The sequence below is a fragment of the Tropicimonas sp. genome, from assembly GCF_047971885.1.
Classification (GTDB): domain Bacteria; phylum Pseudomonadota; class Alphaproteobacteria; order Rhodobacterales; family Rhodobacteraceae; genus Tropicimonas.
Window position 1 is genome coordinate 1 of sequence record NZ_JBKEAE010000130.1, and the last position, 12,100, is coordinate 12,100.

General features: G+C 65.2%; 14 protein-coding genes and 1 tRNA gene. 11 read left to right on the top strand and 4 right to left on the bottom strand.

The features are described from left to right. The 3 genes from ACK5IR_RS11090 to ACK5IR_RS11100 all read left to right on the top strand — a co-directional run. Nucleotides 1-350: tripartite tricarboxylate transporter substrate-binding protein (locus ACK5IR_RS11090; RefSeq protein ID WP_416928855.1), on the top strand; the 350-nt coding region annotated here is incomplete at its 5' end. Between the two features lie 75 nt (nucleotides 351-425). Next, nucleotides 426-857, top strand: coding sequence for a tripartite tricarboxylate transporter TctB family protein (locus tag ACK5IR_RS11095; protein WP_416928857.1), 432 nt, complete (start codon nucleotides 426-428; stop codon nucleotides 855-857). Between the two features lie 12 nt (nucleotides 858-869). Continuing rightward, nucleotides 870-2,417, top strand: a complete 1,548-nt coding sequence (locus tag ACK5IR_RS11100; protein ID WP_416928859.1) for a tripartite tricarboxylate transporter permease — start codon at nucleotides 870-872, stop codon at nucleotides 2,415-2,417. A gap of 18 nt (nucleotides 2,418-2,435) precedes the next feature. Here the strand turns inward: ACK5IR_RS11100 and ACK5IR_RS11105 are convergent, their stop codons facing one another. Then, entirely contained in the window at nucleotides 2,436-3,383 is a 948-nt protein-coding gene (locus ACK5IR_RS11105) for a hydrogen peroxide-inducible genes activator (RefSeq protein ID WP_416928861.1), read from the bottom strand. 180 nt (nucleotides 3,384-3,563) lie between these two features. Here ACK5IR_RS11105 and katG point away from each other — a divergent pair, with 180 nt between their 5' ends. From katG to ACK5IR_RS11140, 7 genes are all read left to right on the top strand, one after another. Then, nucleotides 3,564-5,780 carry a catalase/peroxidase HPI gene (katG, locus tag ACK5IR_RS11110; protein WP_416928863.1) on the top strand — a complete coding sequence of 739 codons (2,217 nt, stop codon included), beginning with the start codon at nucleotides 3,564-3,566 and terminating at the stop codon, nucleotides 5,778-5,780. A gap of 196 nt (nucleotides 5,781-5,976) precedes the next feature. Continuing rightward, complete coding sequence (hisB, locus tag ACK5IR_RS11115) at nucleotides 5,977-6,564, top strand: imidazoleglycerol-phosphate dehydratase HisB (protein ID WP_416928865.1); 588 nt, start codon at nucleotides 5,977-5,979, stop codon at nucleotides 6,562-6,564. Between the two features lies 1 nt (nucleotide 6,565). Further along, on the top strand, nucleotides 6,566-7,210 hold the full coding sequence (gene hisH, locus ACK5IR_RS11120) for an imidazole glycerol phosphate synthase subunit HisH (RefSeq protein ID WP_416928867.1): 645 nt from the start codon (nucleotides 6,566-6,568) through the stop codon (nucleotides 7,208-7,210). 58 nt (nucleotides 7,211-7,268) lie between these two features. Next, nucleotides 7,269-7,703 (top strand): hypothetical protein, encoded by a 435-nt coding sequence (locus ACK5IR_RS11125; protein WP_416928869.1) that lies wholly within the window; start codon nucleotides 7,269-7,271, stop codon nucleotides 7,701-7,703. A gap of 70 nt (nucleotides 7,704-7,773) precedes the next feature. Next, nucleotides 7,774-8,493: a 1-(5-phosphoribosyl)-5-[(5-phosphoribosylamino)methylideneamino]imidazole-4-carboxamide isomerase gene (hisA, locus tag ACK5IR_RS11130; protein ID WP_416928871.1), complete on the top strand. Its 720-nt coding sequence runs from the start codon at nucleotides 7,774-7,776 to the stop codon at nucleotides 8,491-8,493. Nucleotides 8,494-8,534: 41 nt separating this feature from the next. Continuing rightward, the gene (hisF, locus tag ACK5IR_RS11135; protein WP_416928873.1) at nucleotides 8,535-9,296 is read left to right on the top strand and encodes an imidazole glycerol phosphate synthase subunit HisF; all 762 of its coding nucleotides are present in this window, start codon (nucleotides 8,535-8,537) and stop codon (nucleotides 9,294-9,296) included. A gap of 27 nt (nucleotides 9,297-9,323) precedes the next feature. Beyond that, a complete protein-coding gene (locus tag ACK5IR_RS11140) occupies nucleotides 9,324-9,641 on the top strand; it encodes a phosphoribosyl-ATP diphosphatase (RefSeq protein ID WP_416928875.1) in 318 nt (105 codons plus the stop codon). 23 nt (nucleotides 9,642-9,664) lie between these two features. On the opposite strand, the gene ACK5IR_RS11145 is transcribed toward ACK5IR_RS11140, so the two are convergent. From ACK5IR_RS11145 to rlmB, 3 genes are all read right to left on the bottom strand, one after another. Then, nucleotides 9,665-10,123, bottom strand: a complete 459-nt coding sequence (locus ACK5IR_RS11145; RefSeq protein WP_416928877.1) for a CoA-binding protein — start codon at nucleotides 10,121-10,123, stop codon at nucleotides 9,665-9,667. Nucleotides 10,124-10,344: 221 nt separating this feature from the next. Further along, nucleotides 10,345-10,629, bottom strand: a complete 285-nt coding sequence (locus tag ACK5IR_RS11150; RefSeq protein ID WP_416928879.1) for a hypothetical protein — start codon at nucleotides 10,627-10,629, stop codon at nucleotides 10,345-10,347. A gap of 3 nt (nucleotides 10,630-10,632) precedes the next feature. Further along, entirely contained in the window at nucleotides 10,633-11,415 is a 783-nt protein-coding gene (gene rlmB / locus ACK5IR_RS11155; protein ID WP_416928881.1) for a 23S rRNA (guanosine(2251)-2'-O)-methyltransferase RlmB, read from the bottom strand. 145 nt (nucleotides 11,416-11,560) lie between these two features. On the opposite strand from rlmB, the gene ACK5IR_RS11160 reads away from it, so the two are divergent. Then, a tRNA-Tyr gene (locus ACK5IR_RS11160) sits at nucleotides 11,561-11,644 on the top strand. Nucleotides 11,645-12,100: the final 456 nt, after the last annotated feature.

Here is a 12,100-nt window from a genome sequence, read left to right on the forward strand (position 1 = left end):
CCGAGGCCAAGGGCTTTGTCGAATCCGGCGACATCAAGGTGATCGCGCTGCTTGCGCCCGAGCGCCTGGGCGGTGAATTCGCCGATCTGCCGACCGCCAGCGAACAGGGCATCAATGCCATCGGCGCCAACTGGCGCGGCTTCTACGCCCCGGGCGGCATGTCGGACGAGGCATATGATTTCTGGGTCAAGGCGATCCACGATCTCTACGAAAGCGACGCGTGGAAATCGGTGATGGAGGTCAACGGTCTGGCGCCGCTCGACCTCGCCGGCCCCGACTTTCAGGCCTTCGTCAACGAATCGGTCTCCCGGATCGAGGGGCTGTCGCGCGAAATCGGCATCGTCAAATAGCCCGCGCACCCCATGCAAGTGCTGCTCCCGGCGCTCCGCCGGGAGCGTTCGGAGTTTTCATTCAGGGAGGACAACATGAGCGACCGCATCTTCGGCGGCATCGGACTGGCTCTGGCCATCTTCTTTGCCTGGCAGGCAACGCAGATCGAAGCCAGTTTCATGAGCGACGCCGTCGGCCCGTCGACCTTTCCCATCATCATCGCTGTGATCATGGGGCTGTCATCGCTCTATTTCCTGTTCAAACCCGATCCGGAGCCCGACTGGCCCTCGGCGGGCCGGCTGGCCGAGATCGGCTTTGCCGTCCTTGTCCTGTTCGCCTATGCGCAGCTTCTGCCGGTGCTCGGGTTCGTCATCTCGACGATGATCGCCGCCAGCTACCTGTCGTGGCGGCTCGGCTCGCCGCCGGTGCAGGCGGCGCTTGTCGGGATCGGCACCTCGGTCGGCATCTATGTCGTTTTTCATCTTGTTCTCGGCCTGTCGCTGGCACGCGGCCCGTTCGGATTCTAGGGGGGATCGCCAATGGAACTTCTCTCGTCGCTCGGTGACGGTTTTGCCGTTGCCCTGACTTTCCAGAATCTGGGCCTTGCGCTGCTCGGCTGCTTTCTGGGCACCATCATGGGCGCCCTGCCCGGCCTTGGCCCGTCGAACGGCGTCGCCATCCTGATTCCGCTCGCCTTTTCGCTGGGACTCGGCGCGACACCGGCGCTGATCCTGCTCACCTCGGTCTATTACGGCGCGATGTACGGCGGACGGATCAGTTCGATCCTGCTCAACATTCCCGGCGACGAACCGGCGATGATGACCTGCCTCGACGGCTATCCGATGGCCCGCAAGGGACAGGCCGGCGAGGCGCTGGCGCTTTCCGGGCTCGCCTCGTTCGTCGGCGCCTTCATCGCGACCTGGGGGCTGGTGTTTCTCGCCCCGCAACTGGTCAAGGTGGCGCTGCTGTTCGGCCCGGCGGAATATTTCGCGCTGTTCGTGCTGGCCTTCGCAACGCTCGGCGGCATCAGTTCGACCAACCAGGCGAAATCGGCCTTTGCGGCGGCGCTCGGCCTCGGGCTGGCGATGATCGGGGTCGATACCCAGACCGGCGTGCCGCGCTTCACCTTCGGCGAGGTGCACCTGTACGACGGCATCGACTTTCTTGTCGCCATCGTCGGGCTGTTCGCCCTGTCCGAGGTTTTCATCTTCCTTGAGCACCGCGGCACCGACAAGGACGCGTCGACCGGCCCGAAGATCGAGATCGGCCGCATCATTCCATCGTGGAGCATGATCCGCTCGTGCATCCCGACCATGGGTCGCACGTCGATTCTGGGCTTCATCGCCGGCGTTCTGCCGGGAGCGGGCGCCTCGCTCGGCTCATTCATCTCGTATTCGATGGAAAAACGGCTTGTGGACCGCGAGAACACCTTCGGCACCGGCGACCCGCGCGGCGTGGCGGCGCCGGAGGCAGGCAACAACGCGGCGGCGGGCGGCGCGCTGGTGCCGATGCTGGCGCTCGGCGTGCCGGGATCGGGCACCACGGCGGTGCTGCTGGCGGTGCTGCTGTCGCTCAACATCACCCCGGGGCCGCTGCTTTTCACCGAAAACCCCGATGTCGTCTGGGGCCTGATCGCGGCGCTTTTCATCGGCAACTTCATGCTTCTGGCGCTGAACATCCCGATGGTGGGGCTGTTCACCCGGGTGCTGATGGTACCGCCGCGCATCCTGATGCCGATCGTCGCGATGATCTCGTTCGTCGGCATCTACGGCATCTCGGGGTCGAGCTTCGATCTGATGGTGATGGTGCTGTTCGGCATCGCCGGCTGGGTTCTGCGCAAGCTCGACGTCCCGCTGGTGCCGGTCATTCTCGGCACGCTGCTCGGCAACGAGATGGAGGTGAACATGCGCCGCGCGGTGACCATCTCGGATGGCGACTACTCGGTGCTGGCCAGTTCGCCGCTGACGCTCATCCTCTGGACCATCGCCATCGTCGGCTTCGTCCTGCCGATGATCATGGGCAAGCTTCTGAAGCGGCGCATGCAGCTGGCGCGCGAGAAGGAGGAGGAAGGCGAGCTTATCGACTGAGGCCGCCGGTCCGACCGGTCAGGCGCGCTCCCGGGCAACCGGGGGCGCGTTTTTCGTTTCGGCGCCTGCCCCGCAACAGGCCTCGGCCGCGCGGCGAACGATCCCGGCGATCGCGTGAAGCTGCCGTGCGAGCGGATTCGTCCTGCGCCAGACCATGCCGATCGTCCGTTGCGGCTCGGGCGGCGGAAAGCGCGCCAGCGACACCGGCGCCGAGCGCGTCTCGACCGGCACCGCCATTTCGGGAATCAGCGTCACCCCGATCCCGGCGCCGACCATCTGGACCAGCGTCGAGAGCGAGCTTCCCTCGAGCAGCTCGCGCGGCCGGGTCGGCGGCATCTTGCAGAACGAAAGCGCCTGATCGCGAAAGCAATGCCCCTCCTCCAGCAGCAGAAGGCGCATCTCGCGCAGCGCGTCGCGGTCGGGCACGGGCTTCCCGGCATCCGAGGCATGCCGCACGAGGACGAAGGTCTCCGACAGCAACTCGACCTCGGTCAGCAGGGGTTCGGAGATCGGCAGGGCGACGATCGCCGCATCCAGCCGCCCGCCCTCAAGCTCGCGGATCAGCCTGGGCGTCACCGTCTCGCGGACCCGGATATCAAGCCCGGCGTGATCGTGCATCAGATTGCCGATCAGCGTCGGCAGCAGATAGGGCGCGATGGTGGGGATCACCCCCAGCCGCAGCCGCCCGACCAGCCGTTCGCGCGATGCGCGCGCCAGTTCACCCAGTTCGTCGACCGATTGCAAAATCCCGCGAACCCGCAGGGCGAATTCCTCGCCAAAGCCTGTCAGCCTCAGTTGCCGCGCATTGCGTTCGAACAGGGCGAGACCAAGCGATTCCTCCAGTTCCTTGATCTGCATCGACAGCGCGGGCTGCGAGATCGCACAGGAATCGGCAGCCCGCCCGAAATGGCCATGCCGTGCCAGTGCCTCGAAATAGCGAAGCTGCCGGAGGGTAAGGTTGATCATAAGCCCAACTTATCGAAAGGATCAGTATTTCAAATTTTACCCAATCGCGCAGGATTGATACAGTTCTTTCGATACGAAGCGTCACCACTCACACCTGTGCCTTCCGGGCGCAGCCGTCGCACTTCGTATGGGCCCGCCCTGCGCGGGCAGTAGCTTTCGCAAAATGACCGGAGAATTCTCATGGACGGAAACGATATCAAGGCGGGCGGCGGATGCCCGGTTGCCCACGGTGCCACAAATGCCAGCATCAGGTCGAACCGCGACTGGTGGCCCAACCATCTCAACCTGAAAATCCTCCATCAGAATTCGGCCCTGTCAAACCCGATGGACGGCGATTTCGACTACAGAGCGGAGTTCGAAAAGCTCGATCTTCCGGCGGTCAAGCAGGACCTCTATGCGCTGATGACCGACAGCCAGGACTGGTGGCCGGCCGATTACGGGCATTACGGCGGGCTGTTCATCCGCATGGCCTGGCACAGCGCCGGCACCTACCGCATCGGCGACGGGCGTGGCGGCGCCGGATCCGCCCAGCAGCGCTTCGCGCCGCTCAACTCGTGGCCGGACAACGCCAACCTCGACAAGGCGCGCCGGCTTCTGTGGCCGATCAAGCAGAAATACGGCAACAGCCTGTCATGGGCAGATCTGCTGATCCTCGCCGGGAACTGCGCGCTCGAATCCATGGGGTTCAGGACCTTCGGTTTCGGCGGCGGGCGCGAGGATGTCTATGAGCCGGAGGAGGATGTCTACTGGGGCGGCGAAACCGAATGGCTCGCCACCAGCGACAAGCAGAACAGCCGTTATTCGGGCAAGCGCGATCTGGAAAACCCGCTGGCGGCGGTCCAGATGGGCCTGATCTACGTCAACCCCGAAGGACCGGACGGCAATCCCGATCCGCTGCTGTCGGCCCGGGACATCCGCGACACCTTCGGCCGGATGGCAATGAGCGACGAGGAAACCGTGGCGCTGACCGCCGGTGGCCACACCTTCGGCAAGACCCATGGCGCGGGCAACGCCGCGCTGGTCGGCCCCGAGCCCGAAGCCGCGCCGCTTGAAGACATGGGGCTCGGCTGGATCAGCGGCTTCGGCAGCGGCAAGGGCCGCGACGCCATCACCAGCGGGCTTGAAGGTGCCTGGACCCCGAACCCGATCCGGTGGGACAACGCCTATTTCGATGTCCTGTTCGGCTATGAATGGGACCTGGTGAAAAGCCCCGCCGGCGCATGGCAGTGGACCCCGAAGGATTTGCGGCCCGAAGACATGGCGCCCGACGCCGGGGATCCGTCGAAGCGCGTTCCGATCATCATGACCACCGCCGACATGGCGATGCGCATGGATCCGGACTTCGAGAAAATCTCGCGCCGCTTCCACGAAAACCCGGACGAACTTGCCGATGCCTTCGCGCGCGCGTGGTTCAAGCTGACCCACCGCGACATGGGGCCGAAATCGCGCTATCTGGGCGCCGAGGTCCCCGCCGAAGACCTGATCTGGCAGGACCCGGTTCCGGCAGTCGATCATCCGCTGGTGGACGAGGCCGACATTGCCGCGCTCAAGGCAAGTGTGCTTGCCTCCGGCCTGACGGTGCGCGATCTGGTCCTTACCGCATGGGCATCGGCGTCGAGCTTCCGCGGCTCGGACAAGCGTGGCGGTGCCAATGGCGCGCGCCTCCGTCTTGCCCCGCAAAAGGACTGGCAGGTCAACCAGCCCGGGCAGCTTGCGGCAGCGCTGGAGACGCTGGAGGGAATCCGCGCCGCGTTCAATGAAAGCTCGACCGGCGGCAAGAGGATTTCGCTTGCCGACCTGATCGTGCTGGCCGGCAATGCGGCGATCGAAAAAGCCGCGCGGGATGCGGGCACCGAGGTTTCGGTTCCCTTCGCGCCCGGCCGCACCGACGCCACGCCCGAACAGACCGATGCCGAATCCTTCGCGGTACTGGAACCGGTCGCCGACGGTTTCCGCAATTTCATGAAGCCCGGCTATGCGGTGCGCCCCGAAGAGATGCTGATCGACAAGGCGCAGCTTCTGACCCTGACGGCGCCCGAAATGACGGTGCTGGTCGGCGGCATGCGCGCGCTCGACGCGAATTTCGAGGGCTCGAAAAACGGCGTTCTGACCGACCGGCCGGGTGTGCTCAGCAACGACTTCTTCGTCAACCTGCTCGACATGCGCACCGCGTGGAAGCCGGTTTCCGAAGAAGAAGAGCTGTTCGAGGGCCGTGACCGCGCAAGCGGGCAACCGAAATGGACCGCCACCCGGGTCGACCTGCTGTTCGGCTCGAATTCGCAGCTTCGCGCGCTGGCCGAGGTCTATGCCCAGTCCGACGCGCAGGCGAAATTCGTCGGCGATTTTGTCGCCGCCTGGACAAAGGTGATGAACGCCGACCGCTTCGATCTGGCCTGACCCGAGCCGGTACGGAACCGCCGCAACGAGGCGCCCGCGCATGCAGGGCGCCTCTTTCAGTCCCGGCCGCTCAGCCACCTGACCCGGCTGGCCATCGCGCCACGGCGCGGCAAGAATCGGCACCGCAACGCCGGCAATCCCTTGGAACCGGCGCCACGCTTCACTAAGCAACCCTCGACACGAGCGGAGGCGACCCATGCGCAAGGCCAAGATCACCCGGACCACCAGCGAAACCGAAATCGCGGTCGAGATCGACCTCGACGGGACGGGCAGCTACGACGTGAAAACTGGCGTCGGCTTCTTCGATCACATGCTGGAACAACTGGCGCGCCATTCGCTGATCGACATGACCGTGCGCGCCCGGGGCGATCTGCATATCGACGACCACCACACGGTCGAGGATACCGGCATCGCGCTTGGCCAGGCGCTGGCCCGCGCGCTCGGAGACAAGCGCGGCATCCGCCGCTATGGCGCCTGCCTTCTGCCGATGGACGACACGCTGATGCGCGCGGCGCTCGACCTGTCGGCGCGCCCCTCTCTCGTCTGGTCGGTCGAATTCCCGACGGCCAGGATCGGCAGCTTCGACACCGAACTGGTACGCGAGTTCTTTCAGGCGTTTTCCACCCATGGCGGCATCACGCTGAATATCGCGCGGCTCGACGGGCTCAACAGCCACCACATTGCCGAGGCGGGCTTCAAGGCGGTTGCCCGCGCCCTGCGCGAGGCGGTGGAACCCGATCCGCGCAAGGCCGACGCAATCCCCTCGACCAAGGGAACGCTCTGACATGGCGCTGACGGTCATCGTCGATTACGACAGCGGCAACCTGCACTCGGCCGAAAAGGCATTTCAGCGCATGGCGCGCGAGGTCGGCGCGGGCACGGTGATCGTTACCTCCCGCCCCGAGGACGTGTTGCGCGCCGACCGGGTCGTGCTGCCCGGCGACGGCGCCTTTCCGGCCTGCAAGGCGGCGCTCGAAGGCCATTCGGGTCTGCACGAGGCCATCGAGGAGGCGGTTCGCGTCAATGGCCGCCCGTTCCTCGGCATCTGCATCGGCATGCAGATGATGGCGAGCGTCGGTCGCGAATACCGCGATACCCCCGGCTTCGACTGGATCGGCGGCGAGGTTGTGCCGATCACGCCCGCCGACCCGCACCTGAAGGTGCCGCATATGGGCTGGAACGATCTGGTGGTCACCGGCAGCCATCCGGTGCTGGAGGGTATCGAAACCGGCGATCACGCCTATTTCGTGCATTCCTATCAGGCGGTCGTCCGCGATCAGGCCGACCGTCTGGCCCACGCGGATTACGGCGGCGCGGTCACCGCGATCATCGGGCGCGACAACATGATCGGCACCCAGTTCCACCCCGAAAAAAGCCAGTGCGCCGGGCTTCGGCTGATTGCGAACTTCCTCAACTGGGCACCGGGCTGATAGGCTGCGGCGAGTCGCCCTGCGAACTCGGTCACTTCTCAAGCAGACGGAATTTTCCATGCGCATCCTTCTCGCCCTCGTCGCTGCCTCGGCACTGGCCGGCACCGCCGCCGTCGCACAGCAGGAAACCGCCGACAGTTTCATCGGCGTCTTCACCACACCGGCCCTGCCGCTCGCGAATTGCGAGGTCACCGGCGCCCGGTCCATCGCCTCGACCGCCTACGGCGCGGGGCGTCTTGGCGGCGATTTCGGGCTCGACCTGTTGCAGGCGATGTCCGACACGACCATCAGATACGATGCGATGCTCCGCGACATCGCGGTCGAACTTGGCTTCAACGCGGTGATCGACGCCCGAATCGATGTCAGCCATACGGCCGACGCGGTGTTCGAGAGCGGCCAGAACTGGAACAGCGACGGCAAGGCATTCGATCACAGCGGAACCTTCATCGTCGTCGCCTACGGCACGGCGCTCAACGCGACTTGCGGCGACTGATCGCTTTGCATCGGGTGCGGCCGCGTGCCAGATACCGGCGCGAACCCAACAGCCCGGAAGGCCCCGGAACATGATCCTTTATCCCGCTATCGACCTCAAGGACGGTCAGTGCGTGCGCCTGCTCAAGGGTGACATGAGCACGGCGACTGTGTTCGGGGAAGATCCCGCCGCGCAGGCCCGCAGCTTCGCCGATGCCGGGTGCGAATGGTTGCATCTGGTCGATCTGAACGGCGCCTTCGCGGGGGAACCGGTGAACGCGGCGGCGGTCGAGGCGATCCTTGCCGCCGTGACGATCCCGGTGCAGCTGGGGGGGGGCATCCGGACGCTCGACACGATCGAGATGTGGCTTTCGAAAGGCGTCGCGCGTGTCATCCTCGGCACCGTCGCGGTGGAAAATCCCGATCTGGTGCGCGAGGCGGCGGGGCTTTTCCCCGGCAAGGTGGCCGTGGGGCTGGATGCGCGCAACGGCAGGGTCGCAACGCGCGGCTGGGCCGAGAAAACCAACATGACGGTGACCGCGCTCGCCGACAGGCTCGAAGATGCCGGAATCGCCGCCATCGTCTACACCGATATCGACCGCGACGGCGCCATGCGGGGCCCGAACGTCAAGGCCACCCGCGACCTAGCGCGCGCGACCTCGGTTCCGGTGATCGCCTCGGGCGGGGTGTCGAAATTGTCGGACATCGTCGCGCTGCGCGACGCGATGGGGATCGCCGGCGTCATCTCGGGCCGGGCGCTCTATGACGGTGCGCTCGATCTGCGCGCCGCGCTGCAAGCCGCCAGGCCCTGAAACGCGCCGGGCACCGGCAACCGGAATACCAAGGAAACGCCATGCTGAAGACCCGCATCATTCCCTGCCTCGACGTAAAGGAAGGCCGCGTTGTCAAGGGTGTGAACTTCGTCGACCTGATCGACGCCGGCGATCCGGTCGAGGCCGCCAAGGCCTATGACGCGGCCGGGGCCGACGAATTGTGCTTTCTCGACATCAACGCGACACACGAGAACCGGGGCACGATGTACGACCTTGCCACGCGGACGGCCGAACAGTGTTTCATGCCGCTGACCATCGGCGGTGGCGTGCGCACCCCCGAGGACGTGCGCAACCTGCTGCTGGCCGGGGCCGACAAGGTCAGCTTCAACTCCGCTGCCGTGGCCGACCCCGATGTGGTTGCCCGTTCGGCCGAGCGCTTCGGCAGCCAGTGCATCGTCGTCGCCATCGACGCCAAAACCGTCGCCCCCGGCAGATGGGAGATTTTCACCCATGGCGGGCGGCGCCCCACCGGTATCGACGCGGTGGAGTTCGCCCGTACCGTGGTCGACAAGGGCGCGGGCGAGATCCTGCTGACCTCGATGGACCGCGACGGGACACGCGCCGGGTTCAACATTCCGCTGACCCGCGCCATTTCGGATGCGGTGCATGTGCCGGTCATCGCCTCGGGCGGGGTCGGCACGCTCGACCATCTGGTCGAGGGTGTGATCGCGGGAGGGGCAAGCGCTGTACTAGCTGCCTCGATCTTCCACTTCGGCGATTTCACCATTCGCGAGGCCAAGGAATACATGGCCGCGGCCGGCATTCCGATGCGGCTGAACTGATTCACCTTTCCAGCGAAAGAAACGGCAATGGACGTGTTGCACCGCCTGGCCCGCACCATCGACGAGCGCAAGGGAGCCGATCCCGAAAGCTCATGGACGGCGAAGCTGCTTGCCAGCGGCCCCGAGAAATGCGCCGAGAAATTTGGCGAAGAAGCGGTCGAAGCGATCATCGAAGCGGTCAAGGGCGACCGCGCCCACCTGATCTCGGAGGCGGCGGACGTACTTTATCACCTGCTGGTCATGTGTGCCGCCCGCGAAGTGACGCTTGCCGAGATCGACGCCGAACTGGCTCGTCGCGAGGGCCGGTCGGGCATTGCCGAAAAGGCGTCGCGCAAGCGCTCGTAGGCGCCGGGGCGGCCCCTGGCGTGTCAGTCGCCCGCCAGATCGGCCAGCATCGCGTCGCCGAAATAGCGCGGGTATTCGACCATCGGGCAGCAATCCTGCATGACAGTGATGCCCCGCGCCTCGGCCAGCGCGGCGGCCTCGGCGTTGCGCACGCCGATCTGCATCCAGACCACCCGCAGGTCGGGCAGGCATTCGAGCGCTCGCTCGACCACCGGCAATACATGCGCGGAGGCGCGGAAGATATCAATCATGTCGACCGGCGCCGGCCCCTGCGACAGTTCCGCCAGATCGCCCGCCACCGTTTCGCCGAACAGCCGCTGGCCCGCCAGCCCCGGGTTGACCCCGATGACGCGGTAACCGCGACTCACAAGAAATTCCGAAACATAACGGCTTGCCCTTGCCGGATTGGCCGAAGCGCCAATACACGCGATGGTACGGGTTTCGATCAGTGCCCGCCGAATAGGATCGTCAGAACCAAGCATTTTCAGTTCCCCAAAAACAGAAAGGGCGCCCGGTAATGCGACCGGGCGCCAAGTGCGGAACGAGGGACAGTGCAGAGAGTTGCGTATGTTCCGAAAACCACAACTCGTGCACTGGATGTAGTTGTGCCTGAGACACTTCCAAGAAGGTGAAACGAAAAAGTGAACATCGTACAAATTCTGTCAAACGCCGGTTGACATTCTCCGGGGTACTCAAAGCGCTTTCAATCAAAAATATCCTCGATCTCGTTGAATATCCTGCGGGCGAGGTGGCCGAAACCGGGTTTGCGCCGTTTCCTGCAGGTTTTCTTCGGCTTCCGGGCGATATGCTGCCGGAAGTGCCGCGGATCCTCCGGCGGCGGTACCGCACGCTCCACCGGCATCTGCTTCAGTTCGCCCAGCGGCGCCCCGCAGGAAGAACAGACCAGAACGTGATGGCCCCGGTTCAGCACCAGCGCCGCGCGGGTTCCGCAATAGCAGCATGTGACGAGCTTGGTATTCCTGTGCATTCGCTACCCCATCGATCCCCGGGTGGCATATAGGGCGATCGCGGCGGCGTTCGAGACATTGAGCGAGCCGAATTCCCCCGCGTAGTCGATCCGTACCATCCGGTCGCACAGCTCGCGCGTACGCGCGCGCAGGCCCGGCCCCTCGGCGCCCATGACCAGCCCCAGCGGCAGGTTGCGGAATTCGCGCGCCACATCGTCCAGTGTGGTTTCCGCCGCGCCGTCCAGGCCGATCAGAACGTAGCCCATGGCCCGCAGCGCCTCCATGCTGTCGGCCAGGTTACGCACCCGCAGGTAGGGCTGGCGCTCCAGCGCGCCCGATGCCGTCTTGGCCAGCGCCCCCGTTTCCGGCGCGGCATGGCGCTGGGTGCCAATCACCGCGCAGGCACCGAACACCTCGGCCGACCTCAGGATGGCGCCAACGTTGTGCGGATCGCTCACCCGGTCGAGCAGAACGGCGCGAGGCGCCCCCTGCCCCGGTTCGCAGACCTCCTCCAGACTGCCCCAGTCCAGCGGTCGCACCTCGAGCGCCGCCCCCTGGTGCACCGACCCCGGGTCGAGCGGCACGGAAAACCGGCGCGGATCGGCGATCTCGGGCACCATGCCGGAGACGGCGATCGCCTCGGCCAGCTTGTCGGCGGCATTGCGCGTGACAACCAGCCGCAGCCGCTCGCGCGCCGGATTCACCAGCGCGTCCCGCACCGCGTGCAGGCCGAACAGCCACAGCGTTTCCGAGGCCGCCGCGCGGCGGGCACGCTCCTTGTCGATCACCCAGGCAGGTTTCTTCATGGCCGGTCTCCTTGCCGCCCGTCCCTGCCTGTTAACGCCGCGCTTGGCAAGCGCCGCGCAACCGGCCACCCGAGAGTGAAGCCGCACCCGGCAGTGCTTTTTCGGTTGACCCAGCCAGTCGCCTTGGCTATCTCCGCCCGGCGTCGGGCGACGTGCTGCAAGGTGCGGCAGCGGACTGTAACTCCGCCGGGGAGACCCATGCCTGGTTCGATTCCAGGGTCGCCCACCATTTCGCACTTTTGTGTTGAAATTTCCGCTAACACCTTGAAGGGAAAGGTGATTTCTGCGGTTCGATAGCCTTCATTCCGGCTATAGCGAAGGGGCTCCGCGAAGGTCAGACGCAGCACAGTTTGCTGCATCGCAAAGTCACCTTTCTTGTAAAGATTCCAAGGGTTTGTCAGAAACTGGAGAGCCGGTTCGATAAATTCCGACAGGTGTCCCTTTGCAGGGAGCGCGGAATCGATTTTTTCTGCCAGTTTCAGGCGTTGATGCTCCAACTCTTCGATGCGCGCCTCATACGCACCGATCACGGTCGGGCTGGCTGCCTGCACGATGCGTCCGAGCAGGCGTTGTTGCAGAACTCGGCGCCGTGGGGGATTCACTGTGCGAATCCGTATGGTTAATAGGCTTACATGAACAAGCCAGCCCCCTCCCGCTACCGCACAACGAACTGGAAGTCCTATAA

Bases quoted from the DNA above. Each gene is read 5' to 3' on its own strand.
- ACK5IR_RS11150 (WP_416928879.1), bottom strand. From the start codon at position 10,629: ATGCACAGGAATACCAAGCTCGTCACATGCTGCTATTGCGGAACCCGC.
- katG (WP_416928863.1), top strand. From the start codon at position 3,564: ATGGACGGAAACGATATCAAGGCGGGCGGCGGATGCCCGGTTGCCCAC.
- hisA (WP_416928871.1), top strand. From the start codon at position 7,774: ATGATCCTTTATCCCGCTATCGACCTCAAGGACGGTCAGTGCGTGCGC.
- ACK5IR_RS11095 (WP_416928857.1), top strand. From the start codon at position 426: ATGAGCGACCGCATCTTCGGCGGCATCGGACTGGCTCTGGCCATCTTC.
- ACK5IR_RS11100 (WP_416928859.1), top strand. From the start codon at position 870: ATGGAACTTCTCTCGTCGCTCGGTGACGGTTTTGCCGTTGCCCTGACT.
- ACK5IR_RS11125 (WP_416928869.1), top strand. From the start codon at position 7,269: ATGCGCATCCTTCTCGCCCTCGTCGCTGCCTCGGCACTGGCCGGCACC.
- hisH (WP_416928867.1), top strand. From the start codon at position 6,566: ATGGCGCTGACGGTCATCGTCGATTACGACAGCGGCAACCTGCACTCG.
- rlmB (WP_416928881.1), bottom strand. From the start codon at position 11,415: ATGAAGAAACCTGCCTGGGTGATCGACAAGGAGCGTGCCCGCCGCGCG.
- hisB (WP_416928865.1), top strand. From the start codon at position 5,977: ATGCGCAAGGCCAAGATCACCCGGACCACCAGCGAAACCGAAATCGCG.
- hisF (WP_416928873.1), top strand. From the start codon at position 8,535: ATGCTGAAGACCCGCATCATTCCCTGCCTCGACGTAAAGGAAGGCCGC.
- ACK5IR_RS11145 (WP_416928877.1), bottom strand. From the start codon at position 10,123: ATGCTTGGTTCTGACGATCCTATTCGGCGGGCACTGATCGAAACCCGT.
- ACK5IR_RS11105 (WP_416928861.1), bottom strand. From the start codon at position 3,383: ATGATCAACCTTACCCTCCGGCAGCTTCGCTATTTCGAGGCACTGGCA.
- ACK5IR_RS11140 (WP_416928875.1), top strand. From the start codon at position 9,324: ATGGACGTGTTGCACCGCCTGGCCCGCACCATCGACGAGCGCAAGGGA.